At 72.0% G+C, this 20370-nt stretch carries 23 protein-coding genes; 13 read left to right on the plus strand and 10 right to left on the minus strand.

Annotated features, from left to right (window positions below; all coding sequences use genetic code 11):
• Positions 1 to 95 precede the first annotated feature (95 nt).
• Positions 96 to 722 (plus strand): TetR/AcrR family transcriptional regulator, encoded by a 627-nt coding sequence (locus AB0I49_RS01560; RefSeq protein ID WP_363224700.1) that lies wholly within the window; start codon positions 96 to 98, stop codon positions 720 to 722.
• 53 nt (positions 723 to 775) lie between these two features.
• On the opposite strand, the gene AB0I49_RS01565 is transcribed toward AB0I49_RS01560, so the two are convergent.
• Together AB0I49_RS01565 and zapE are read right to left on the minus strand one after the other, a co-directional pair.
• Positions 776 to 1990 carry a hypothetical protein gene (locus AB0I49_RS01565; protein ID WP_363224701.1) on the minus strand — a complete coding sequence of 405 codons (1215 nt, stop codon included), beginning with the start codon at positions 1988 to 1990 and terminating at the stop codon, positions 776 to 778.
• Positions 1991 to 2046: 56 nt separating this feature from the next.
• Positions 2047 to 3123 carry a cell division protein ZapE gene (zapE, locus tag AB0I49_RS01570; RefSeq protein ID WP_363224958.1) on the minus strand — a complete coding sequence of 359 codons (1077 nt, stop codon included), beginning with the start codon at positions 3121 to 3123 and terminating at the stop codon, positions 2047 to 2049.
• Between the two features lie 120 nt (positions 3124 to 3243).
• Here zapE and AB0I49_RS01575 point away from each other — a divergent pair, with 120 nt between their 5' ends.
• Together AB0I49_RS01575 and AB0I49_RS01580 are read left to right on the plus strand one after the other, a co-directional pair.
• A complete protein-coding gene (locus tag AB0I49_RS01575; RefSeq protein WP_363224702.1) occupies positions 3244 to 4059 on the plus strand; it encodes a pyrimidine reductase family protein in 816 nt (271 codons plus the stop codon).
• A 126-nt stretch (positions 4060 to 4185) separates the two neighbouring features.
• Positions 4186 to 4662, plus strand: a complete 477-nt coding sequence (locus tag AB0I49_RS01580) for an indole-3-glycerol phosphate synthase (protein WP_363224703.1) — start codon at positions 4186 to 4188, stop codon at positions 4660 to 4662.
• 96 nt (positions 4663 to 4758) lie between these two features.
• Here AB0I49_RS01580 and AB0I49_RS01585 read toward each other — a convergent pair whose 3' ends face one another.
• From AB0I49_RS01585 to AB0I49_RS01595, 3 genes are read right to left on the minus strand one after another with little or no spacing between them, the layout of a single operon-like run.
• Positions 4759 to 5244 carry an NUDIX domain-containing protein gene (locus AB0I49_RS01585; RefSeq protein WP_363224704.1) on the minus strand — a complete coding sequence of 162 codons (486 nt, stop codon included), beginning with the start codon at positions 5242 to 5244 and terminating at the stop codon, positions 4759 to 4761.
• A 50-nt stretch (positions 5245 to 5294) separates the two neighbouring features.
• Positions 5295 to 6041, minus strand: a complete 747-nt coding sequence (locus AB0I49_RS01590; RefSeq protein WP_363224705.1) for an ABC transporter ATP-binding protein — start codon at positions 6039 to 6041, stop codon at positions 5295 to 5297.
• Positions 6038 to 7210, minus strand: a complete 1173-nt coding sequence (locus tag AB0I49_RS01595; protein WP_363224706.1) for an ABC transporter permease — start codon at positions 7208 to 7210, stop codon at positions 6038 to 6040. The genes AB0I49_RS01590 and AB0I49_RS01595 overlap by 4 nt, the downstream gene beginning before the upstream one ends.
• 175 nt (positions 7211 to 7385) lie before the next feature.
• Here AB0I49_RS01595 and AB0I49_RS01600 point away from each other — a divergent pair, with 175 nt between their 5' ends.
• The 3 genes from AB0I49_RS01600 (at position 7386) to AB0I49_RS01610 (ending at position 11164) form a co-directional block, all read left to right on the plus strand.
• Entirely contained in the window at positions 7386 to 9149 is a 1764-nt protein-coding gene (locus AB0I49_RS01600) for a sensor histidine kinase (protein WP_363224707.1), read from the plus strand.
• Positions 9146 to 9790, plus strand: a complete 645-nt coding sequence (locus tag AB0I49_RS01605) for a response regulator transcription factor (RefSeq protein ID WP_363224708.1) — start codon at positions 9146 to 9148, stop codon at positions 9788 to 9790. The genes AB0I49_RS01600 and AB0I49_RS01605 overlap by 4 nt, the downstream gene beginning before the upstream one ends.
• Before the next feature lie 204 nt (positions 9791 to 9994).
• Positions 9995 to 11164, plus strand: coding sequence for a serine hydrolase domain-containing protein (locus tag AB0I49_RS01610; RefSeq protein WP_363224709.1), 1170 nt, complete (start codon positions 9995 to 9997; stop codon positions 11162 to 11164).
• Positions 11165 to 11272: 108 nt separating this feature from the next.
• Here AB0I49_RS01610 and AB0I49_RS01615 read toward each other — a convergent pair whose 3' ends face one another.
• Complete coding sequence (locus tag AB0I49_RS01615) at positions 11273 to 11884, minus strand: TetR/AcrR family transcriptional regulator (RefSeq protein WP_363224710.1); 612 nt, start codon at positions 11882 to 11884, stop codon at positions 11273 to 11275.
• 135 nt (positions 11885 to 12019) lie between these two features.
• Between AB0I49_RS01615 and AB0I49_RS01620 the strand changes: the two genes are divergently transcribed.
• The 4 genes from AB0I49_RS01620 (at position 12020) to msrB (ending at position 16495) form a co-directional block, all read left to right on the plus strand.
• Positions 12020 to 13249, plus strand: coding sequence for an MFS transporter (locus tag AB0I49_RS01620; RefSeq protein ID WP_363224711.1), 1230 nt, complete (start codon positions 12020 to 12022; stop codon positions 13247 to 13249).
• Between the two features lie 123 nt (positions 13250 to 13372).
• A complete protein-coding gene (locus tag AB0I49_RS01625) occupies positions 13373 to 14431 on the plus strand; it encodes an alpha/beta hydrolase (protein ID WP_363224712.1) in 1059 nt (352 codons plus the stop codon).
• Positions 14432 to 14670: 239 nt separating this feature from the next.
• Positions 14671 to 16074: a UDP-N-acetylmuramate--L-alanine ligase gene (murC, locus tag AB0I49_RS01630; RefSeq protein WP_363224713.1), complete on the plus strand. Its 1404-nt coding sequence runs from the start codon at positions 14671 to 14673 to the stop codon at positions 16072 to 16074.
• 13 nt (positions 16075 to 16087) lie between these two features.
• Positions 16088 to 16495: a peptide-methionine (R)-S-oxide reductase MsrB gene (gene msrB, locus AB0I49_RS01635; protein ID WP_363224715.1), complete on the plus strand. Its 408-nt coding sequence runs from the start codon at positions 16088 to 16090 to the stop codon at positions 16493 to 16495.
• A 13-nt stretch (positions 16496 to 16508) separates the two neighbouring features.
• On the opposite strand, the gene AB0I49_RS01640 is transcribed toward msrB, so the two are convergent.
• The 3 genes from AB0I49_RS01640 to AB0I49_RS01650 all read right to left on the minus strand — a co-directional run bounded on the left by AB0I49_RS01640 (position 16509) and on the right by AB0I49_RS01650 (position 18180).
• The gene (locus tag AB0I49_RS01640) at positions 16509 to 16973 is read right to left on the minus strand and encodes a hypothetical protein (protein WP_363224716.1); all 465 of its coding nucleotides are present in this window, start codon (positions 16971 to 16973) and stop codon (positions 16509 to 16511) included.
• Between the two features lie 89 nt (positions 16974 to 17062).
• Complete coding sequence (locus AB0I49_RS01645) at positions 17063 to 17305, minus strand: DUF397 domain-containing protein (RefSeq protein ID WP_363224717.1); 243 nt, start codon at positions 17303 to 17305, stop codon at positions 17063 to 17065.
• The gene (locus tag AB0I49_RS01650; RefSeq protein ID WP_363224718.1) at positions 17302 to 18180 is read right to left on the minus strand and encodes a helix-turn-helix transcriptional regulator; all 879 of its coding nucleotides are present in this window, start codon (positions 18178 to 18180) and stop codon (positions 17302 to 17304) included. Before AB0I49_RS01650 ends, AB0I49_RS01645 begins: the two co-directional genes overlap by 4 nt.
• Before the next feature lie 158 nt (positions 18181 to 18338).
• On the opposite strand from AB0I49_RS01650, the gene AB0I49_RS01655 reads away from it, so the two are divergent.
• Genes AB0I49_RS01655 through AB0I49_RS01665 form a run of 3 tightly spaced genes read left to right on the plus strand, consistent with a single transcriptional unit; the run spans position 18339 to position 19515 of the window.
• The gene (locus tag AB0I49_RS01655; protein WP_363224719.1) at positions 18339 to 18785 is read left to right on the plus strand and encodes an ATP-binding protein; all 447 of its coding nucleotides are present in this window, start codon (positions 18339 to 18341) and stop codon (positions 18783 to 18785) included.
• 59 nt (positions 18786 to 18844) lie between these two features.
• On the plus strand, positions 18845 to 19117 hold the full coding sequence (locus AB0I49_RS01660) for a hypothetical protein (RefSeq protein WP_363224720.1): 273 nt from the start codon (positions 18845 to 18847) through the stop codon (positions 19115 to 19117).
• Entirely contained in the window at positions 19114 to 19515 is a 402-nt protein-coding gene (locus AB0I49_RS01665; RefSeq protein WP_363224721.1) for a hypothetical protein, read from the plus strand. Before AB0I49_RS01660 ends, AB0I49_RS01665 begins: the two co-directional genes overlap by 4 nt.
• Before the next feature lie 107 nt (positions 19516 to 19622).
• Here AB0I49_RS01665 and AB0I49_RS01670 read toward each other — a convergent pair whose 3' ends face one another.
• Positions 19623 to 20345 carry a helix-turn-helix domain-containing protein gene (locus AB0I49_RS01670; protein ID WP_363224722.1) on the minus strand — a complete coding sequence of 241 codons (723 nt, stop codon included), beginning with the start codon at positions 20343 to 20345 and terminating at the stop codon, positions 19623 to 19625.
• Between the last annotated feature and the right edge of the window lie 25 nt (positions 20346 to 20370).

Below are 20370 nucleotides of genomic sequence, written 5' to 3' on the forward strand. Positions count from 1 at the left end.
TTATGAGTAATTACTCACGTAGCGCGGTGCGCACTGTTCCGCATGATGCGGAGCGTTACCGCCGAGGGATATCACCGAGAGGGGCGAGGGGCGCCATGACGTCGGGCCAGCGGCGGTTCCAGCCGCGCAAGCAGCCCAAGCAGGTACGCGCGGAACTCACGCGCCGCCGCATCCTGAGCGCTGCCGCCGACGTCTTCGCCGACTACGGCTACGCCGCCGGCACCACCAACCGGATCGCCGAACGGGCCAGGATCTCGATCGGGTCGCTGTACCAGTACTACCCGAACAAGGACGCCATCCTCGTCGAGCTGACCGCCGCCCACCTCGACGCCGGGCTGGCCCTCGTACAGAAACGCCGGGACGGCGAGCTGCCCGAATCGCTCGAAGACACCCTCCGCCTGTTCGTCCGCGGCGCGATCAGCAACCACCGCGGCCACCCCCAGCTGCTCCGGGTGCTGTGCGAACAGGCCCCGCGCACCGCCCAGCTGATGGAGCTGATGCACGCGTACGAGGCATCGAGCATCGCTTTCACCAGGGAGCTGCTGGACCGCCACCCCGAGGTCCGGGTCGAGGACAAGCAGACCGCCGCCCGCCTCGTCGTCACCTCGGTCGAACTCCTCGTCCACCAGCTCGCGGCCGACCCCGACCCCATCGACGTCGACCGCTTCGAGAACGAACTCGTCGCCATGCTCACCCGCTATCTGACGGCGGCGGGGCCCTGATCTTCCGGGCGGGTTCCTGATCTTCCGATCGCCGCTGAGGCCGACGGGGGCCGCTAGAACGGCCGGTCGTACGGGTGGTCCCTGACGTGGTCGTAGAGCTTGCGGAGCCAGGGGCGGCGGACGGCGGGGAGGCGGGCCAGGGTGTCGAGGAAGGCCGATGAGACGGGGTGGAAGGGGCTCCAGGGGTGGAGGGGCGGCGGGTCGTCGCGGAGGACGCCGTCGGGCAGGCCGCCCGTTATAGGGACGGGAACGGGGGCGGGGACAGTTGAGCGGGCGCGGTGGAAGGACAGGTACGTCCATATGCCGGCGGCCAGCGGTACGACAGCCGCTCCGGCGTACGCACCGCCCTGCGGAGGCTGCCACACCTGGCCCGTCCTCGGGTGTCGCGGGACCAGCACCATGTCGGGGGAGGGGCCGCCGGGGGCAGGCAGGCTCGGGCCGGCCAGGGCCGCTCTCTTCGCGGGCGAGCCCGGTCGTTCCGGCGGGAGCAGCGCGTCGAGCGCGTGGCCGAAGATGTCCGCCATGAGGCCGTCCGGTACGGCCACGGGAGCGCCCTCCGAAGCCGCCACCAGGTGGGCCAGCGCCGCCCCGACCGCCGGCGGCCACAGCGGGTTCCACGCTCCGCACTGTTCGACGGGCGGGGTGCCCGGCCAGTCCTCCGTCAGGGCCGCCCAGTCGGCGGGCGTGGCGGCAGGACCTTCGGGTCCGCCGGAGCCGCCGGGGCCGCCGGAGTCAGCGGAGTCGTCAGAGCCAGCGGAGCCGTCGGGTCCGTCGGGTCCGTCAGAGTCAGCGGAGCCGTCGGCCGGGACGCGGCGTACGGCCTGCGGAGCGAGCCACACCGCCTGCCAGAGGGAGCAGTCGTCGACGCGGGTCGCCACCGCCTGCCCGCACTGCTCGCAGGCGAGATTCGGGCCGTCCCGGCCGTCCAGCCCCTGGCAGTAGCCGTCGCACCGCTCGGGTATCAGGACGGTGCCGCGCGCGTCGCCCGGCGCGATGGCGATCGCGCCCGGCTCCCCGAAGGAGAGGCTGTGGACCGGCGCGTACACACCGCGCGCCGCCGCCTCGGCCGCCCCGATCTCGCTCCACGGGCGCCACGGCGGCCCGTACGGCTCCGGGTCGACGGCGTACGTCCCCGGCGCCATGAGCGGGGGGAGGAGGTCGTGGCCGTAGCAGTGGTGGGCGTGTACGGGGAGGGCCACCCGCGACACGGGCGCGGTCAGCGCGGCGTCGCACCGTCTGCACACGAACACGGACTCGAACACCGCCACATAGCCCTCCCCGTACCTTGGTGAACCCGACCCCGGCCGCCCCCCCCGGCCGCCCCCTACCCCTCCGCGAGCCCCTTGGCGTCGCGGGCGAGCGCGGTGAGGCGGGAGATGGCGCGGAAGTACTTCTTCCGGTAGCCGCCCTTGAGCATCTCCTCGCTGAACAGCTCGTCGAACGGCTTCCCCGAGATCAGCACCGGCACCTCCCGGTCGTACAGCCGGTCGGCGAGCACCACCAGCCGCAGCGCCGTCGACTCGTCGGGCACCGGCTCGACCCCGGTCAGGCAGACGGCCCGGATGCCGTCGCACATCGCGCCGTAGCGGCTCGGGTGGACCTGGGAGAGGTGTTCGAGGAGGGAGGGGAAGTCGTCGAGGGAGGCGCCCTCGGTGCGGTACGCCGTCTTGGTGACGGTCTCGTCGTCGTACGGCGCCGGGGCCTGCGGCAGGCCCCGGTGGCGGAAGTCCTCGCCGTCGATGCGCAGCGGGCGGAAGTGCGCGGACAGGCCCTGGATCTCGCGCAGGAAGTCGGCGGCGGCGAAGCGGCCCTCGCCGAGCTTGCCGGGAAGGGTGTTGGAGGTCGCGGCGAGCGCCACGCCCTGCTCGACGAGGCGGCTCAGCAGGGAGGAGACGAGCACCGTGTCGCCGGGGTCGTCGAGCTCGAACTCGTCGATGCACAGCAGGCGGTGGCCGCCCAGCGTCCGTACGGTCTGCTGGAAGCCGAGCGCCCCGACCAGGTTGGTCAGCTCGACGAAGGTGCCGAACGCCTTCTGCTCCGGGGCCGCCGGGGCGGCGTGCCAGAGCGACGCCAGCAGGTGGGTCTTGCCGACGCCGTAGCCGCCGTCGAGGTACACGCCGCGCGGGCCGGCCGGGGCGGCGGACCCGCCGCCGCGCCGGAACCAGCGCTTCTTGCCGCCGGCCGCCGCGCTCGCCCCGCCGCCGAGCCCGGCGGCGAAGGCGCTCAGCACCGTGACGGCCTCGGCCTGGCTCGGCTGGTTCGGGTCCGGGATGTACGTGTCGAAGCGCGCGGAACCGAAGCGCGGCGGCGGCACCATCTCGGCGACCAGCCGGTCGGCGGGCACGTGCGGGGCGCGGGCGGTCAGCGCGAGGGGCGCACCGTCGGCAGGCGATCCGGCTATCGGAGGCGAGTCGGGGGCGGTGCTGGACTCGGAGGTGGTTGAGGGCGACACAGCCGTCCAGCCTAGTCGCTCCCCCCCGGGGACTCGGCGCGGTGAGCGAGCCATGTCACACTGCCGCGTATGCGACGCCTGTTCCCCGCTTCTCACGAAACATCCGATCTCGACAACCGCCAATGGGGTCTGGACGAGCTGGCGGACGTATACGCCTATCCGACCGACCGCGACGAGGCCCTGGAGGGCGGCCAGGGCGGCCGCCCGGACGGGGACCGGGACACCGGCTGGCTGCGGGCCAACATGGTCTCGTCGCTGGACGGCGCGGCCCACCACGAGGGCAGGTCGCAGCCGCTCTCCTCGGACGCCGACATGCGGATCTTCGGCACGCTGCGCGGGCTCGCCGACGCGGTGGTGGTGGGCGCGCAGACCGTACGGCAGGAGGGGTACCGCCCCGCACGCGCCCGTGAGGCGTTCGCGGCCCGGCGCGCGGCGCTCGGCCAGCCGCCGGCGCCGGTGATCGCGGTGGTCAGCGCGAGCCTGGACCTGGACTTCGCGCTGCCGCTGTTCACGGAGCCGCTGGTGCCGACCATCGTGCTGACGGGCGCGGGGGCCGCGCCGGACCGGGTGGCGGCGGCCCGCAAGGCGGGGGCGGAGGTCATCGTGGCGGGGGACTCGGCGCGGGTGGAGCCGGGCCGGGTCAAGCGGGTGCTCGCGGAGCGCGGCCTCACCAGGCTGCTGACGGAAGGGGGGCCGAAAATGCTCGGTCAGTTCGCGGCCGCGGGGGCACTCGACGAACTGTGCCTCTCCCTCGCCCCGATGGTGGCGGCGGGAGCGGCGCCACGCATCATGAACGGGCCGCGGTTGGAGGTGCCGGAACGATTCGTCCTCGCGTCCGTCATGGAGGAGGCCGGCTTTCTGTTCACCCGCTACCGTCGGATCTGACAATCAGCGGAATTTCCCGTTCCGGTTAGCTTCCGACGGGCAGAATTGAGTCAGGCGTGCCTACGGGGCGCGCGCAGGATGGTTTCTGTTGGGCCCGGTGGCCCACGTAGGAGAGGGGCTCCCACCGTGTTCACGAGCGTACTGATGATCGAACAACCGCTGACCGCCACGGACGTCGACTTCGTCACGTCCCTCCACGACGACCAGATGTCGTTCGTCGTCCTCATGCGGCCGAGGGGGGATGAGGACCGGCTGCTGCGCGCGATCGACGACGTAGCCCTCGGCGAACTGGAACAGGCCGTCCACGAATCGGAGGAGCCGGAGGGCGAAGAGGCGACCCGCCCGGCCGCGCAGGCACTCAACTACTCCCTCCACATGCTGCGCGAATCGGGCAGCGAGGCCGTCGGCCAGATCGTCGACGGACACCCGCTGGACCTGCTGCGGAGCGTGGTCGAGCAGACCGCCGCCGACGAGGTGATCGTCCTCACCGCACCGCACCTGGTCGAAGAGTTCTTCCACCGCGACTGGGCCTCCCGCGCCCGCCACAAGGTCGGCGTCCCCGTCCTGAAGCTCTACGCCCACGCCGCGGACGGGGAAGAGTGAGACGGACCGGAGCGAAGCACCGTCCGGGACGGCCAAGGCGAACGAACGCCTTGGCCGTCCCGGTCGTTTGAGCCGAGGGGGCCGTCGACCCCGGGCTCACATCCCCAGAATCAGCGGCCGGTCCGGGACGCCGTCCGTCAGCAGGCTGGTCAGCGGGGTGGCGAGGTCGCGGGGGCCGAAGAGGTCGGGGCCTTGGTAGGCGGTGATTTCCGGGAGGGGCCACCACCGGAACCCCGTGATGTTCTCGGCGGCGAGTTCGGCGTCCGACAGGGCGCCGGTCGGCTGGAACGCCGTGGTGCGGACGAGGAAGTAGTCGTGGACCGCGCCGTCGTAGCCGCGCACATAGCCGGGTGCGACGACCTCGCGGTGCCAGATGTGCGGTGGTGTTCCGTCGAGTACGAGGCCGGTTTCCTCGTGGAGTTCGCGGCGCAGGGCCGCGTGCGGGGTTTCGCCGGGTTCGATGCCGCCGCCCGGAGTTCCCCAGACGGCGGCCTCCGGAGCGGCGAACCTGCACAGGAGAATGCGGTCCCGCTCGTCCAGGATGATCGCGCGGACCGAGTGGCGCAGGTTCAGTTCGGGCATCGGGGCAGCTTATGCGTCCGCCGGCGCGATAAGCCAGGGCTGACGTGGCGTCAGCGAGGCTCCGGCCCGGCCGAGCGCGCCGCCAGGCGGCCGTCCTCCATCGACAGCACGCGGTCCGCGCGCCCCAGGAGCCCGTGGTCGTGGGTGACCAGCACCGTCGCCGTCCGGTGACGACGCGTCACGTCCGCCAGCAGCTCGACGATCCGCTCCCCGCGCTCGTGGTCGAGCGCCGAGGTCGGCTCGTCCACCAGGAGTACGGACGGCCCGCCGAACAGCGCGCGGGCGATGTTCACGCGCTGCCGCTCGCCGCCGGAGAGCTGGTGCGGGCGCCGCCGCTGCTTCGGCCCGTCCAGGCCCACCGACTCCAGCAGCTCCGCCGCCCGGCCGCGCGCCGCCCGCGCCCCGCGGCCCCGCAGGTCCTCGACCACCAGCAACTGTTCCAGCGCCGTCAGCGAGGGCAGCAGGTTCGGCTGCTGGAACACGATGCCGACGCGCTCGCGCCGCAGCGCCGTACGGGCCTTCGCGCTCAGCCGCGCCGTGTCCTCGCCCGCCACGACCACCCGGCCCGCCTCCGGCCGCAGCAGCGTCGCCGCCACCGCCAGCAGGCTCGACTTCCCGGAACCGGACGGGCCCACGACGGCCGCCAGCTCCCCGGCGGGCACCCGCAGCGACACCGCGTCCAGGGCGGTCAGCCGGCGGTCGCCATCCGGATAGGTGAGCGTCACGGATTCCAGGGAGAGGGCGGTACCGGCGTCCGCCGTGGCAGCGGTCGCGGCAGTCGTGTCGGCGGCGGTCATCGGGTTGCTCCCAGCGCGGTCAGCGGGTCTACGGACGTGATGCGGCGCACGGCGAGCGCGGACCCGGCCAGGCCCAGCGCCACCATCGCCAGTACTGGTACGGCCACGGTCGCCGCCCCCAGCTCGAACGGCACCGACGCCGCGGCCAGCGCCCCGCCGGCCACCCCCGCCGTGCCGCCCAGCGCCGCGCCCGCCACCAGCACGATCAGGGCCTGGGCCAGGGCGTCCCGCACCAGGTAGCCGCTGCTCGCGCCCACCGCCTTGAGCACCGCGATGTCCGGTTTGCGCTGCACGGTCCAGACGGTGAAGAAGGCCCCGACGACCAGAGCGCTCACGGCGAAGAGGAAGCCCTGGATGAGTTGCAGCGTGCCGTGCTCGGCGGAGTAGCCGTCGATCCCCGCGAGCGCGGCGTCGACCGACACGGCCTTGGTGGTACGCGCGGCCGAGCTCGTGCCAGCCGAACTCGTACCAGCCGAACTGGCACCAGCCGAGCTCGCACCAGCCGAACTCGTGCCAGCCGAGCTCGTACCAGAGGCCCCGCCGCCCGGCGACCCGTCCCCCGGCGATCCGTCGCCCTTGACCGCCAGCGCCGTAGGACGCTGCTGATGGCTCACCCGTTCCCACGTCGCCAAGCCGGTCCAGACGCTCGGCGCGTGCCCGAACGAGCGATCGGCGGTCAGCCCCGAGACCGTCAGCCGCTCGGTGCCGAGCGTCACCCGATCGCCGACGCCGATGCCGTTCTCACGGGCCGCCGATTCGCTCACCGCCGCCTGCCCGTCCCGCGGCGCGGTGCCCGAGACGAGGGCGGGCCGCAGCGCGTCGGCGGTGCCGAAGGCGCTCACGGACACCGCTTTGCGGTCGGCCGTCAGCCGGGTCATGGCGACGCCGAACGGCTCCGCCGACGAGACGCCGGGGGCCTCGGCCCAGGCGCGCTCCTGCTCCGGCCCGATCGTGCTGTTGCCGAACGACACCTCGGGCGCCGCGCCCGCCGGGGCGCCGAACACGATGCGGTCCACCGGCAGCCCCGACACGGCCGAGGACGCCTCGCGGGCCAGCCCGCCCGTCAGCCCGTACAGGAAGACCACGAGGGTGGTGATCAGCGTGACGACCGCGCCCATGAGGGCGAATCGCCCTCGGGCGAAGCGGATGTCACGGAGCGCGACGAACACAGGGACCCTCCCAGGGCTTCTTGTCAGTACGCCCCCACCCTCCGTCGCCGTCGCGCGCCCGCCATCAGGGACAGGAGCGGTCCTCGCCCCGCCCATCGGGTCCACCCCGAAATCAATCGAACGGATGATGGGGAGGACGGAAAGGGGCCCCTACGAGCGCCGTACGCTCGATGGAGTGAGCACCCCCGACACACCCCGGCCACAGGAACGGCCGACGAGCCATCCGGAGCGGCCGACGGCCCATTCGGAGCGGTCAGCGAGCCACCTTCAGCGGCCGACGAGCCAGCCCGGCGCGCCCGGTCACCCCGGCGCGCGGCGCAGTCATCCGCACGCCGACGCCCCGTCGCTGCGCCTGATGCGGCTCGCGCTGCACGGCGCGTTCTACGTGCTGCTCGCCATCGGGCTCGCGCCCGCCGCAGCCGTCGCCCTCGGCTCGGACGGTTCCCGGAACCCGTACGTACTGATCCCCGGAGCGGTGCTCGCCGTCGTCTACGGCCTCGGGGTGGTGCAGGAATCCCGTGCGGGGAGGGAAGCGGAGGGAGGGAGCGGAGGGCGGCGCCCCCTGGGCTCCCGGACCGGGCTGTGGCTGGCCGCGGTCACCGCCCTGTGGCTGGTCCTCCTCCTCATGGACCGCGGTTTCAGCTACGTCGTCTTCCCGCTCTTCTTCCTCTTCCTGCACGTCATGCCGGTCCGCTGGTCGCTGCCCGCCGTGGCGGCGACCACGGGCGCGGTCGTGGCGGTGCAGTCGCTGGGGCCCGGCGGCTTCACGGCGGCGAAGGTCATCGGGCCGGTCGCGGGCGCGGCGGTCGCCGTGCTGACCGCTTACGGGTACGCCGCGCTCTACAGGGAGAGCCGCAACCGGCAACACCTGATCGACGACCTCGTACGGACTCGGGACGAGCTGGCCGCCACCCAGCGCGAGGCCGGTCGGCTCGCCGAGCGTCAGCGCCTCGCCCGGGAGATCCACGACACGCTCGCCCAGGGCCTGTCCAGCATCGTCCTGCTCGCCCGCGCCGCCGAGACCGCCGCGGCGGCTGCGTCCAGCGCGCCCAGTGCGGGAGAGGCAGGAGAGACGAGTGAGGCGGGCGAAGTAGGTGCGGCAGGCGAGGCAAGTGAAGCGGGTGAGGTCGCCGGGATCGGCGGAGCAGCCGACCTGCGGACCGCCCGCGCGCACCTGCGCGAGATCGGCCGCACCGCCTCCGACAACCTCGCCGAAGCCCGCCGCTTCGTACGGGCGCTCACCCCTCCCGCCCTTGAGGACGCCACGCTGCCGGAGGCGCTGCGCCGCCTGACGGCCGGATTCACGGCCGGCCCGGCGGGAGCGGCGGCAGAGGCCGGAGTCGTGGAAGAGGCGGGGCACGCCGGTCGGGCACGCCAGACCGGTACCGAGGTCCGTTTCCACCTCGACGGCGAACCGCGACGCCTCCCCGTAGAGGCCGAGGTCGCCCTCCTGCGCCTCACCCAGGAAGCACTGGCCAACGTCGCCCGCCACGCCCGCGCCGGACGGGCCGCCGTCACGCTCGCCTTCCTGGACGGACAGGTGACGCTCGACGTGTACGACGACGGCGTCGGCTTCACGCCGGGCGGCTCCGCCGAGGGGGAGGGCGGGGGAGCGGGCCGTACCACCTTCGGCCTGCACGGCATGCGCGAGCGCATCGCCGAACTCGGCGGCACGCTCACCGTCGAGTCCGCGCCGGGCGAGGGCACGGCCGTGGCGGCGGCGCTGCCGGTACGGGCGGGCGAGACGCGTACGGAGGCCCGTACCGAGGAGGCACGTACGGAGGCCCGTACGGACGCCCGTACCGGGGAGGCACGTATGGAGGCCCGTACCGGGGAGGCACCCACGGACGCCCATACCGAGGAACCGCCCACGGACGCCCATACGCACCCCCACCCCCACCCCCAGACAGAACCCCGCCCCGAGGCGGCAGCCGCATGATCCGCGTGCTGCTGGTCGACGACCACCCCGTGGTACGGCGCGGGCTCCGCGCCATGGTGGACGAACTGCCCGGCGTGGAGGCAGTAGGGGAAGCGGCGGACGGCGCGGCCGCGCTGCGTCTGCTCGCGGAGGCGCGGGAGAACGGGGAGCCGCGGCCCGACGTGGTGCTCATGGACCTCCAGATGGGCGACGGCATGCACGGCGTCGAGGCCACCCGACGCATCACCGCCCTCCCCGAACCCCCGGCCGTACTCATCCTCACCACCTACAGCACGGACGCCGACATCCTCGCGGCCGTCGAGGCCGGGGCCACCGGCTACCTGCTGAAGGACGCCCCGCCGGAGGACGTCGCCACCGCCGTCCACGCCGCCGCCCGCGGCGAAACCGTCCTCGCCCCGCCCGTAGCCGCCCGCCTCCTCGGGCGCGTACGAGCCGGTCGGCCCACCCTCTCCCCGCGCGAGATCGAGATCCTGCGCCTCCTGGCCGAGGGCCTGGCCAACAAGCAGATCTCCCGCCGCCTGTTCATCAGCGAGGCCACCGTCAAAACCCACCTCGTGCACATCTACGACAAGCTGAACGTGGACAGCCGCACAGCGGCCATCGCGGCCGGCCTCGCGGGCGGTCTGATCCGCCCGGTGTGACGCGGAAGGGCACGCTGCCGCGCCGCCCGGTGAGGTACGGCGCACGGCTCCGCAATGCGGCTCGTGGGTCAACTGGCGTGGGGGCAGCCCCAGTAGGGCTGCTGCGGATGTCCGGATGGCGGGCCGGGCCGCGGGCCAGCAGGCTGAACTCCGCTGTCACAGACGCGTATGCCGCGTACGCGTATACGAGGAGAGGCCCACAGCATGCCGAAGCGCTCCCACCGCCGCCGGACCATGGCGGCGGCCGTGTCGACCACCGCCGTCCTGACCCTGGCCTCGGCCCTGGCGGGCACACTGCCTGCCTCCGCCGCGCCACCGCCCCGGCCGGCCGCCGACCCGGTGCAGCGGGGGCTGGACTATCTGGTGCGCGAGGACGGCTACCCCGCCGCGCTGGCCGCCACCACCGGTCGCGACGGCCGGACCCGTAACGCGGTCGCGGGCGTCGCGGACCTGCGGACGGGCGCGAAGGTGCCGGTGGACGGGCAGGTACGGGCCGCCAGCGTCACCAAGTCCTTCACCGCCACCGCCGTCCTGCAACTGGTCGGCGAGGGGAAGGTCGAACTGGACGCCCCCGTCGACACCTACCTGCCGGGGCTGCTGCGCGGCGACGGCATCGACGGCCGTCGCATCACCGTGCGCCAGCTGCTCCAGCACACCAGCGGGCTGCCCGACTACACCCAGTACATGGACGACCTGGTCACCAACCGCCACCGCTACTACCAGCCCCGTACGCTGCTCGACTACGCACTCCGGCACAAGGCGGCATTCCCGCCCGGAACGGCCTGGCGGTACTGCAACACCGACTACCTGGTGGCCGGGCTGCTCATCGAGCAGGTCACCGGCCGCCCGCTGGGCGAGGAGATCAACCGCCGGGTGATCGACCGTGTCGGGCTGCGGCACACCTACGTCCCGGCCGTCGGTGACCAGAGCATCCGGGAGGCCCACCCGCAGGGCTACGTCTCGCTGAAGCCCGGCGAGCCCCTGCTCGACGTCACCGAACTGGACCCGTCCTCCGCCTGGGCCTCCGGCGACCTGATCTCCACCCCGAGCGACCTGAACCGCTTCTTCGGCGCCCTGCTCGGCGGCGAGCTGCTCAAGCCCGAGCAGCTCGCCCAGATGCGTACGACCGTGGCGATCCCGGCCGACGCCGGTTACCCGAAGGGCACCCGCTTCGGCCTGGGCCTGTACAGCCAGCCGCTGAGCTGCGGCGGCCTGATGTGGGGGCACGACGGCGACTACCTCGGCTACGCGCTCTACCCCACCGCGACCGACGACGGCCGCGCCGCCACCATCGCCGTCACCGCCGACCCCGGCCCGGCCAAGCAGGGCCGCGCCGACGCCTATCGCCTGCTGGACACCGCCATCTGCCGGTGACGCGCGGGCCGGATCCCGTCAGTCCCAGTCTCAGCCGCGGTCTCGGTCGCGGTCTCAGCCTCGGCCTCGGCCTCGGTCTCGCTTTCAGCCGCGGTCGCGGTCTCGGTTTCAGTCTCGGGCGAGGTCCTCGGCCGCTGCCCGGGTGAGGGTGTCCGCCACCGTGGTGCAGGCGAGCCGGGCCACGGAGCGCAGCTCGGCGTCCGAAGCGCCGCCACGGCTCAGTACGGCCAGCGACTGGTTGACGGCGACGACGAACGAGGCGAGTTCGTCGAGCGTGCGGGCGTCGGCGGAGGAGTCCGCCAATGCCGCGCGGACCCGTTGGCGCTGCACATCGAGCAGGCCGCGCACGCGAGCGCTGTTCTCGTCCTGCAAGGTCGGCGCCTGCGCGGCGGACTGGGCGATGAGGCAGCCCACGGGGACCGACGGGTCGGCGATCCGGTTCAGGATGACGTCGAAGAACGCCTCGACGGCGCGTATCGGATCATCGGGGTGCGCCGCGAGCGCCTGCTCGTACCGCGTGCCGTAGACCGACGCGTACCGGTCGAGGCACTGGCGGAACAAGGCGTCCTTGTTGCCGAAGGCGCCGTAGAGGGAGCCGCGGCCGAGACCCGTCGCGGAGCCGAGGGCGTCGAGTGAGGCGTCGGCGTACCCGCGCTGCCAGAACACCCGCATGGCCTGGTCCAGGGCCGCACTGGTGTCGAACTGCTTTCGGCCGGACATGGCGCGCACCTTCCTTTCCTTTGCCTGCCGCGAGCCTACCCACATCTTGGATCGATCGGTCAACACATCTTTGACTGATCGTTCCAAGATGGCTAACGTGACGGTCAGTGGTTCCAGCGCTCGAAAGGCCGCACGATGATCGATAACGTCGCGTCAGAGGTCCGCCCACAGGCCGTCCCGCCCCTCGGCGGGCGCCGCTCGCGCGCCGGGTTCTGGCTCGTAGCGGCGGTGTACACCCTGGTCATGCTGGGCGGGACACTGCCGATCCCGCTGTATGCGTTCTGGGCGCCGCGCATGGGCTTCGGGCCCTTCACCACGACGCTGGTCTTCGCCGTCTACGCCCTGGGGACCGTGCTCGCACTGCTGGTGTTCGCGTCGCTCTCCGACCGCGTCGGCCGTCGCCCCCTGCTGGCCGCCGCTCTCCTGGCCGCGGCCGCGAGCACAGCGCTGTTCCTCGTCGCCCGCGACGTCCCAACCTTGCTGGCGGCGCGGTTCCTGTGCGGCCTGGGCACCGGCGTCTTCACCGCTACGGCGACCGCCGCCCTGGGCGAACTCGCCGGACCCGAGCGCGCCCGGCGGGCGTCGGCCGTCTCCACCGTGGCGAACATGGGGGGACTGGGGCTGGGAACCGTGGCCGCCGGCCTGTTCGCGCAGTACGGGGCGGACCCCACGCACCTGGTGTTCTGGGTCTACCTCGCCAGTCTGGTCCCGGCGCTCCTGGCCGTCATCGTCACCCCGGAGACCGTCACGGCCCGGCAGCGCCCCACGCTGTCCGTGCGCCGTCCGGCCGTGCCCGAGGAGCGGACGGCGCGGTTCGAGTTCCTACGGGCCGCCACGGCCGTCCTCGCCGCTTTCGCGGTCAGCGGACTGTTCTCGTCGCTGGTGCCTTCCTTCCTGCGTGAACAACTGCACGTCCACAGCGCGGCAGCCATAGGCGCCCAGGTCGGGCTGCTGTTCATCGTCGCCTTGATCGCGCAGGTGGCCGCCCCGGAGCGGTGGGTCTCCGGGCGCCGGGCGGCTCCGGCGTTCCTCATCGCGGGCGTCGCCGTGTTCGAGGCCGGCCTGCTGGCACGGTCACTGCCCACGTTCGTCGTCGGAACGCTGCTCGCGGGCACCGGCATCGGCCTGGTCTTCCGCCGCGGCATCGGAGTGACCCAGCGGCTGGCCGACCCGCGGCGCAGGGCGGATCTGCTCTCCACGTACTTCCTGTCGGCCTACACCGGCACGATCGTGCCCACGCTGGCCCTCGGGATCCTCGACCAGACCATCAACCAGGACGTGGCGACGCTGATCCTCGCCGTCACCGTTGTGGCGATAACCCTCGCCGGCGCACTGAACCGCCGCTCCGACGCGGCGACTGCCTGAGGAATGCCTGGGGAATTGCCTGGGGGCTGCCCCACTGACGGCGCCGTGCCTCCCACGTTTGTCCGCGTCCCCCCCCGCACCCGTCCCATGAGACCGCGTCAAGCCCCGCAACCAAGGATGATCATGAATCTGTCATCAACCCGCCTGCCCGCTTCCAACGGCTCCGCTCCCGACGGTCCCACTCCCGACGGCCTCGCTTCCAACAGCCCCACTTCCAACGGCCTCGCCCCCGCCGGTCCGGGTTCCGTATCGCAGGCGCCGAACCTCCCGGCTGGGTTCGCCGAGACCTTCACCAGCCGCTACGTCGACACCGGTGAACTGCGCCTGCACGCCGTCACCGGCGGCGAAGGGCCCGCGCTGCTGCTACTGGCCGGCTGGCCCCAGACCTGGTACGCCTGGCGCCTCCTGATGCCCGCGCTGGCCCGGGACTTCCAGGTCGTCGCGGTCGATCCGCGCGGCGTCGGACTGTCCGACAAGCCGCTGGACGGGTACGACACGGGCACGCTCGCCCGCGACATGGTGGGGCTGATGAAGGCGCTCGGGCATGAGCGCTTCGCCATGGTCGGCCACGACGTCGGGATGTGGACCGGCTACGCCCTGGCCACGGACCACCCCGACCGTCTCGACCGCCTGGCCGTCGCCGAGGCCGCGATCCCGGGGCTTTCCCCGACGCCGCCTCTCTTCGGCAGCCAGGAGGCCAACGACCGGCTCTGGCACTTCGCCTTCAACCGCCTCGCGGACGTCAACGAGCAGTTGGTCCGCGGGCGGGAACACCTCTACTTCGGCCACCAATTCGCCACCAAATCGGCGAAGGCACTGCCCGACTACGCCGTCCAGCACTACGTCGACACCCTCGCTGCCGACCCGGAGGCCCTGCGTTCCAGCTTCGAGTTCTACCGCGCGCTCGACGCGACCATCGCACAGAACCAGGAGCGCAACAGCAGGCGGCTGTCCCTCCCCGTCCTGGCGATCGGGGGAGAGGAGAACCTGGGCGCATCGGTCGGCGCCACGATGCGGCTCGCCGCCGACGACGTGGAGAGTCTCGTCCTCCCCGAGTGCGGCCACTACCCCGCCGAGGAGGCCCCGGAGGCAATGCTGTCGGCGCTGACCGCGTTCCTGGCCCCCTACCGTGACGAGCGGACCTCATCGGAGGCCCCCACGGCACGCGGCACGGAAGCCTGAGGATCGAGGGGGGCGGGCGCCGGGGCGAGCAGTCGGCTCGGCGCCCTCAGCGCGGCCACTTGCGCGCGGGGAACCGGCTGACCGCCACCGACCGCCACCGACCGTCCGGCCGTACGTACGCCTGCCCCCGAGGAATGCGACAATCGTCGTCGGCCGTCGGCGGCCGCCCCGAGCAAAATCAGGTCAAATCAGACCTGAACAGAACAGAACAGAACCCCAGAGCACCGTATGGAGAGCGCATGGCCCCCAGCATCCCGTCCGCCATGGAACGACCGCACTTCATCGGCATCGGCGGCGCCGGGATGTCGGGCATCGCCAAGATCCTCGCGCAGCGCGGCGCAAGCGTGGCCGGCAGCGACTCCCGCGAATCGCCGACGGTCAAGGCCCTCCGCGACCTCGGCGCCACCGTGCACATCGGCCACGCCGCCGAGCACCTCGCCGCCGACGCGACCTGCGTCGTCGTCTCCAGCGCTATCCGCCAGGACAACCCCGAGCTGGTGGCCGCCGCCGGCCGCGGCATCCCCGTCGTGCACCGCTCCGACGCCCTCGCCGCGCTGATGGACGGTCTCAGCCCGATCGCCGTCGCCGGTACGCACGGCAAGACGACCACCACCTCCATGCTGGCCGTCTCCCTCGGCGCGCTCGGCCTCGACCCCTCGTACGCCATCGGCGGCGACCTCGACGCCCCCGGCTCGAACGCCCGGCACGGCGAGGGCGAGATCTTCGTCGCCGAGGCCGACGAGAGCGACCGCAGCTTCCACAAGTACGCGCCCCAGGTCGCGATCATCCTCAACGTCGAGCTGGACCACCACGCCAACTACGCCTCGATGGACGAGATCTACGAGTCCTTCGAGACCTTCGTCGGCCGCGTCCGCCCCGGCGGCACCCTCGTCATCTCCGCCGACCACCCCGGCGCCCGCGAGCTCACCCGGCGCGTCGCCGGCCGCCACGACATCGAGGTCGTCACGTACGGCGACGCCGAGGACGCGGACGTACGCGTCCTCAAGGTCAACCCGCGCGGCCTGGCCAGCGAGGTCACCATCGCCCTCAACGGCAAGATGCTCACCTTCGCCGTATCCGTCCCCGGCTGCCACTACGCGCACAACGCCGTCGCCGCCCTCGCCGCCGGCGTGGCCCTGGGCCTCCCGGCCCACAACCTCGCCTCGGCCCTCGGCAAGTACACCGGCGTCAAGCGCCGCCTCCAGCTCCAGGGCGAGGCGGCCGGCGTCCAGGTCATCGACTCGTACGCGCACCACCCCACCGAGATGACCGCCGACCTGGAGGCCATCCGCGGCGCCGCCGACGGTTCCCGCATCCTCGTCGTCTTCCAGCCCCACCTCTTCAGCCGCACCCAGGAGCTCGCCGCCGAGATGGGCGAGGCCCTCGCCCTCGCCGACGCCTGCGTGGTCCTCGACATCTACCCGGCCCGCGAGGACCCGATCCCCGGCGTCACCAGCGCCCTGATCATCGACGCCGCCACCGCCAAGGGCGCCGACGTGACCCCCGAACACGACATGGCCGCCATCCCGGACCTCATCGCCGGAATGTCGAAGCCGGGGGATCTTGTTCTCACCATGGGAGCGGGCGATGTGACGGACCTCGGTCCGCGCATCCTGGAGCGCTTGGCCCGCCGGGACAGCTGAGGAGAGCCAGCAGATGCCGTACGAGATCGACAAGCCGGAAGAGCAGTGGCGGGCGGAACTGTCCCCCGCCGAGTACCACGTACTCCGCGAGGCCGGCACCGAGCCCGCCTACCGCGGCGAGTACACCGACACCAAGACCGCGGGCGTCTACTCCTGCCGCGCCTGCGGCGCCGAGCTGTTCCGCTCCACCGAAAAGTTCGAGAGCCACTGCGGCTGGCCGTCCTTCTACGACCCCAAGGACTCCGACGCCGTCGAACTGATCGAGGACCGCTCCCTCGGCATGGTCCGCATCGAGGTCCGCTGCAAGCGCTGCGGCTCCCACCTCGGCCACGTCTTCGAGGGCGAGGGCTACCCCACCCCCACCGACCAGCGCTACTGCATCAACTCGATCTCCCTGACCCTGACCCCCGACGAGGGCTGATCAGGACCGAGCCTCAGTCTTCCCCGGACGCCGGGTCGGGGCGCAGCAGCGGGTGTACGACGCCGGGGAACACCGTGGCCTGTACGACCGGCTCCGCCGCCCCGCCCTTGACCACCGTCTCGGCGACACCCCACGGGCGTCCGGGGAGCACCACCGTCAGCGTGTAGACCGCCGCGCACCCCGTGCACTCGTACCGGTCCGCCCACGTCTCCACGTCCGTGGTGCTCCCCGGCGTACGGGCCACATGCCGGTACCGCGCATGGCACCGCCCGCACTTCTCACCCGGCTCGCACGTCCCGCCGCACGGACACGGCGCATCCAGCGACTCCGCCGGCCGCCAACGCTGCGTGAGCACCGCCTCACGCGTCGCGCCCATGTCCTTCATCGACTTCAGGTTCCGCGCCGCCACGTTGTACGACTCGCCCGTCGCCGCCATCCGGTCCCGGATGACGTCCTTACGTCCACGGTTCGTCGTCATCTCTGCTCCTCCAGGTGATCACGCACCCCACCAGGAGGTTCACGATTACGGTCCCCCCACGGTACCGGGCCGCTCCGCGGGGGGATCGCCTACGCCCGTGCGAATGCGACGAAGGCCGCCCATACGGTGGGGGACAGCGCCAGCTGGGGGCCCTGCTTGTCCTTGGAGTCGCGGACGTGGACGGTGGTGGGGCAGGTAGCTATCTCGACGCAGTCGTCGCTGCTGCCACTGCTGTGCCGGGACTTGTGCCAGGAGAGGGCTACCTCGACGCAGCTGTCGCCCTGCGAGCCGCTGTAGCTGCTCTTGAACCAAGTCAGTCCGGTAGTGCTCATAGCGCTCCTCGCATCCGCTTCAACAGGCTCCGGGAATCCTCGGGGGTGAGAGCCTGCGAGCGCATCTTGGCATACCGCTGCTGAAGGCGGCTGATCGCTTTCGGAGTCGAGATGAACTGACCGGACTCCTGCCCTTCGGAGTACCCGAACCATCGGTGATCCGGCGTTTCCAGCAACTGCATGGGGCCGTCGAGTCCAGCGTGCGTCGGTTGCCGTAGCGGCATGAGCTGAAACTCCACGTTCCAATGCCGTTCGGTCACGTCCAGCAGGTGGTCGAACAGCTCTCGTGTGACCTCGTAGCCGCCCGTGTGCCGCTCCAGTACTGCCTGTTCGACGATGAAGCTGAAGGCGCAGGGTGGCTTTCGGCGTGTGGACAGCAAGTCCTGCCGAGTCAGTCGCGCGGTGATCCGTTGATCCAACTCCTCCTCGTCCGGCAGTGGCGGGACGCTGAACGAGACGGCTCGCGCGTATGCCGCAGTTTGCAGCAGACCTGGAATCACGCGGCATTCGTACGTGTACAGGCTGATCGCGGTCTGCTCCAGTTGCGCCCACCTCCTGAACCAAGCGGCCAACCCCGGCTGCCGTGTCAGGTGAGGAGAAGCCTTCCGTAGCGCCCCGGTGTTCCCCAGGGCGTCCTCTCCCAGTTCCACGAACGAAGGGTCCGGCATGCGTCGCCCGAGTTCGATCGAGGCGACCGTGTGCTTGGAGAAGCGCACCAGAGAGGCGAACTCCTCGCGACTCAGGCCGGTGTGCTCCCGAAGGGCTTGCACGACCGCTCCGAAGGTTCGCAGGCTGTCTGAGGGTTCGGGTTCTGTGAAGGCGGGGTGGCCGCCCGCATCGTCCGTACTTTCCGTACCGTCCGCGTCGTCCGTCATGTTCGGCCACCTCTCGCGCGCCCGTCTCGCCACCCACTCACGACGCGGCCATGGTTACGCCAAGTTATCCGTACTGTCTACCCTTAGTGCGCGTACGCTGACGCAGCGTACGCGCGCCCCTCCTGGTGGCGGAGGTCGCGGCGGGCCACATTTGGGGCATGACGACACCCCCCACTCATCAACGCATCGTCACCGTGCGTGCGTTCACTCAGCGCTTCAGCTCGACCCGGCTCGGCGCGCGCCTCGCCAGGCACCTGGCGTTGCATCAGTTGGAGAGCTGGGGCATTCCGCACTCCAGCTCCACGTCGAGTTCGGTCGCCGTGCTCGTGGCGGAGCTGGCGGCGAACGCCGTGACTCATGGGCGGGTCGCCGGACGGGACTTCGAGCTGCGGCTCACGTGGACGCCGGAGACCTTGCGGATCGAGGTCTCGGACACGCGAGGGGAGCGGTGCATTCCGGGGCCGGGGGAGGCTTCCCTGCCCGCGCCGGACTCGGAGACCGGCCGTGGCCTGGTCCTCGTGGAGGCGCTCGCGGACCGGTGGGCGGTGATCGACCGCGTACCCGTCGGCAAGACCGTACGAGTCGAGCTGGATCTCCCGGCCTGATCCGGGCGACTCCGTCCCGTCTGCGGGCGCTCGCGTATACATGAACGTATACTTCTTCCATGGGAGATGTCATGATCCGGGTACCCGCCGAGGTTCGCGACCGCCTCGCCGTTCTCGCCGAAGCCCGCGGCAGCTCGATCCGGTCCATAGTGCAGGAATTCGCCGAGACCACGCTCACTCCCGAGGAGCGCAGGGAGCGGGCCGAGCGTGCTCGTGCCTACATGGCCGAGCACTTCGGGCACTACGTCACCGACGAGGAAGCCGCCGACGTTCGCAGGAAGATGAATGAGGCCGTCGCCGTCTATCACCGGCGCGGTAAGGGCACCGCGTGATTCTGGAGCACTTCGTTCTCGATGCGCCGAGCATGATGGCGTTGCGCGGCAGCAGGCAGCTCTCCGGGTTGATCCACAACGCCTATCTTGATCCGGCCGCCCGTCTGTGGGTTCCTCTGCTGTCCCTGGTCGAAGCGGAGCGTGAGGCCGCGGGGCTCCTGGCGCATGTAGGGCAGATCGACGCTTTCCGCACCGTGGACGTCGACTACGCCACCGCGTACGCGGCCTTCGAGCTGGTCCGCGGGGAGGCCGGCGGTCTTGCTCTGGGGCAGGCCGCGGCCGTGGTGGCCGCGCGTCGGCTGGAGCACGAGTGCCCTGGCGATGCTGTGCTCATCGCGACTGTTTCGCCGGGGCCGTATGAGGGGTTGGGGGCGGCTGTCATGGACCTCGATCGCTGAGGCCTGCTGACGTCCGATCGGAGCTAGGAGCGTGTCTCAGTAACACAGAAGGGTGCGGCGCGGTGAGGCGCGGGTAGCGGCAGCGTCTGACCGGGCGGGATCGATGTTCAGCTGACGGGAGTGCCCGTCTCGTCGGACAGGCCGAGGTGGTCCTGGAGCGTACGCCGGCCGATCTCGGTGAGAGCGACGGCGCGGCCGGTGCCGATCCGAGTGATCCAGCCGGAGGCGAAGGCGTGGCGGCACAGGGCGGCACCGACGGCACCGGCCAAGTGGGGGCGGCGTTCGGTCCAGTCCAGGCACGCGCGGACGGGCGGACGCCGTGTGGCGGGCGGTAGCGCGATGCCGAGACCGGCCAGCCAGGCGATTCCGTTGCCGGTGAGCGTCAGCCCCTGCTCCCAGTCCAGCAGCCCCCGGTCGGTCATCGCCTCGGTGATCGCGACCCCGAGGGCGCCCGCGAGGTGGTCGTAGCACGTGCGGGCGCGGGCCAGCGCCCGGCTCCGGTTGACGGCGGGCAGTGAACGGGGCGGATTGATGCGATGAGGCGCCATGGAGGCAAGGGTCTCGATCAGTTGGGCCGTCTCGGGATCGGCGAGGCGCACGTAGCGATGGCGACCCTGACGCTCCTGGGCGAGCAGTCCTCCGCCGACCAGGAGGTTCAGGTGCTCGGTGGCCGTCGAGGCGGCCACCCCGGCATGGCGCGCCAACTCGGTCGCGGTCCATGCCCGGCCGTCCAGGAGGGCCAGGCAGAAGCTTGCGCGGGTGCCGTCCGCCAGGAGTCCGGCCAGAGCGGCGAGGTCCGGGCCCTCCAGGTGCGCGTCATGGTTTCTCATCGCCGTCCATCATCCACCAGCGATC

Origin of the sequence: Streptomyces sp. NPDC050617 (assembly GCF_040654795.1) — a bacterium.
In the GTDB taxonomy this organism is placed as follows: domain Bacteria; phylum Actinomycetota; class Actinomycetes; order Streptomycetales; family Streptomycetaceae; genus Streptomyces.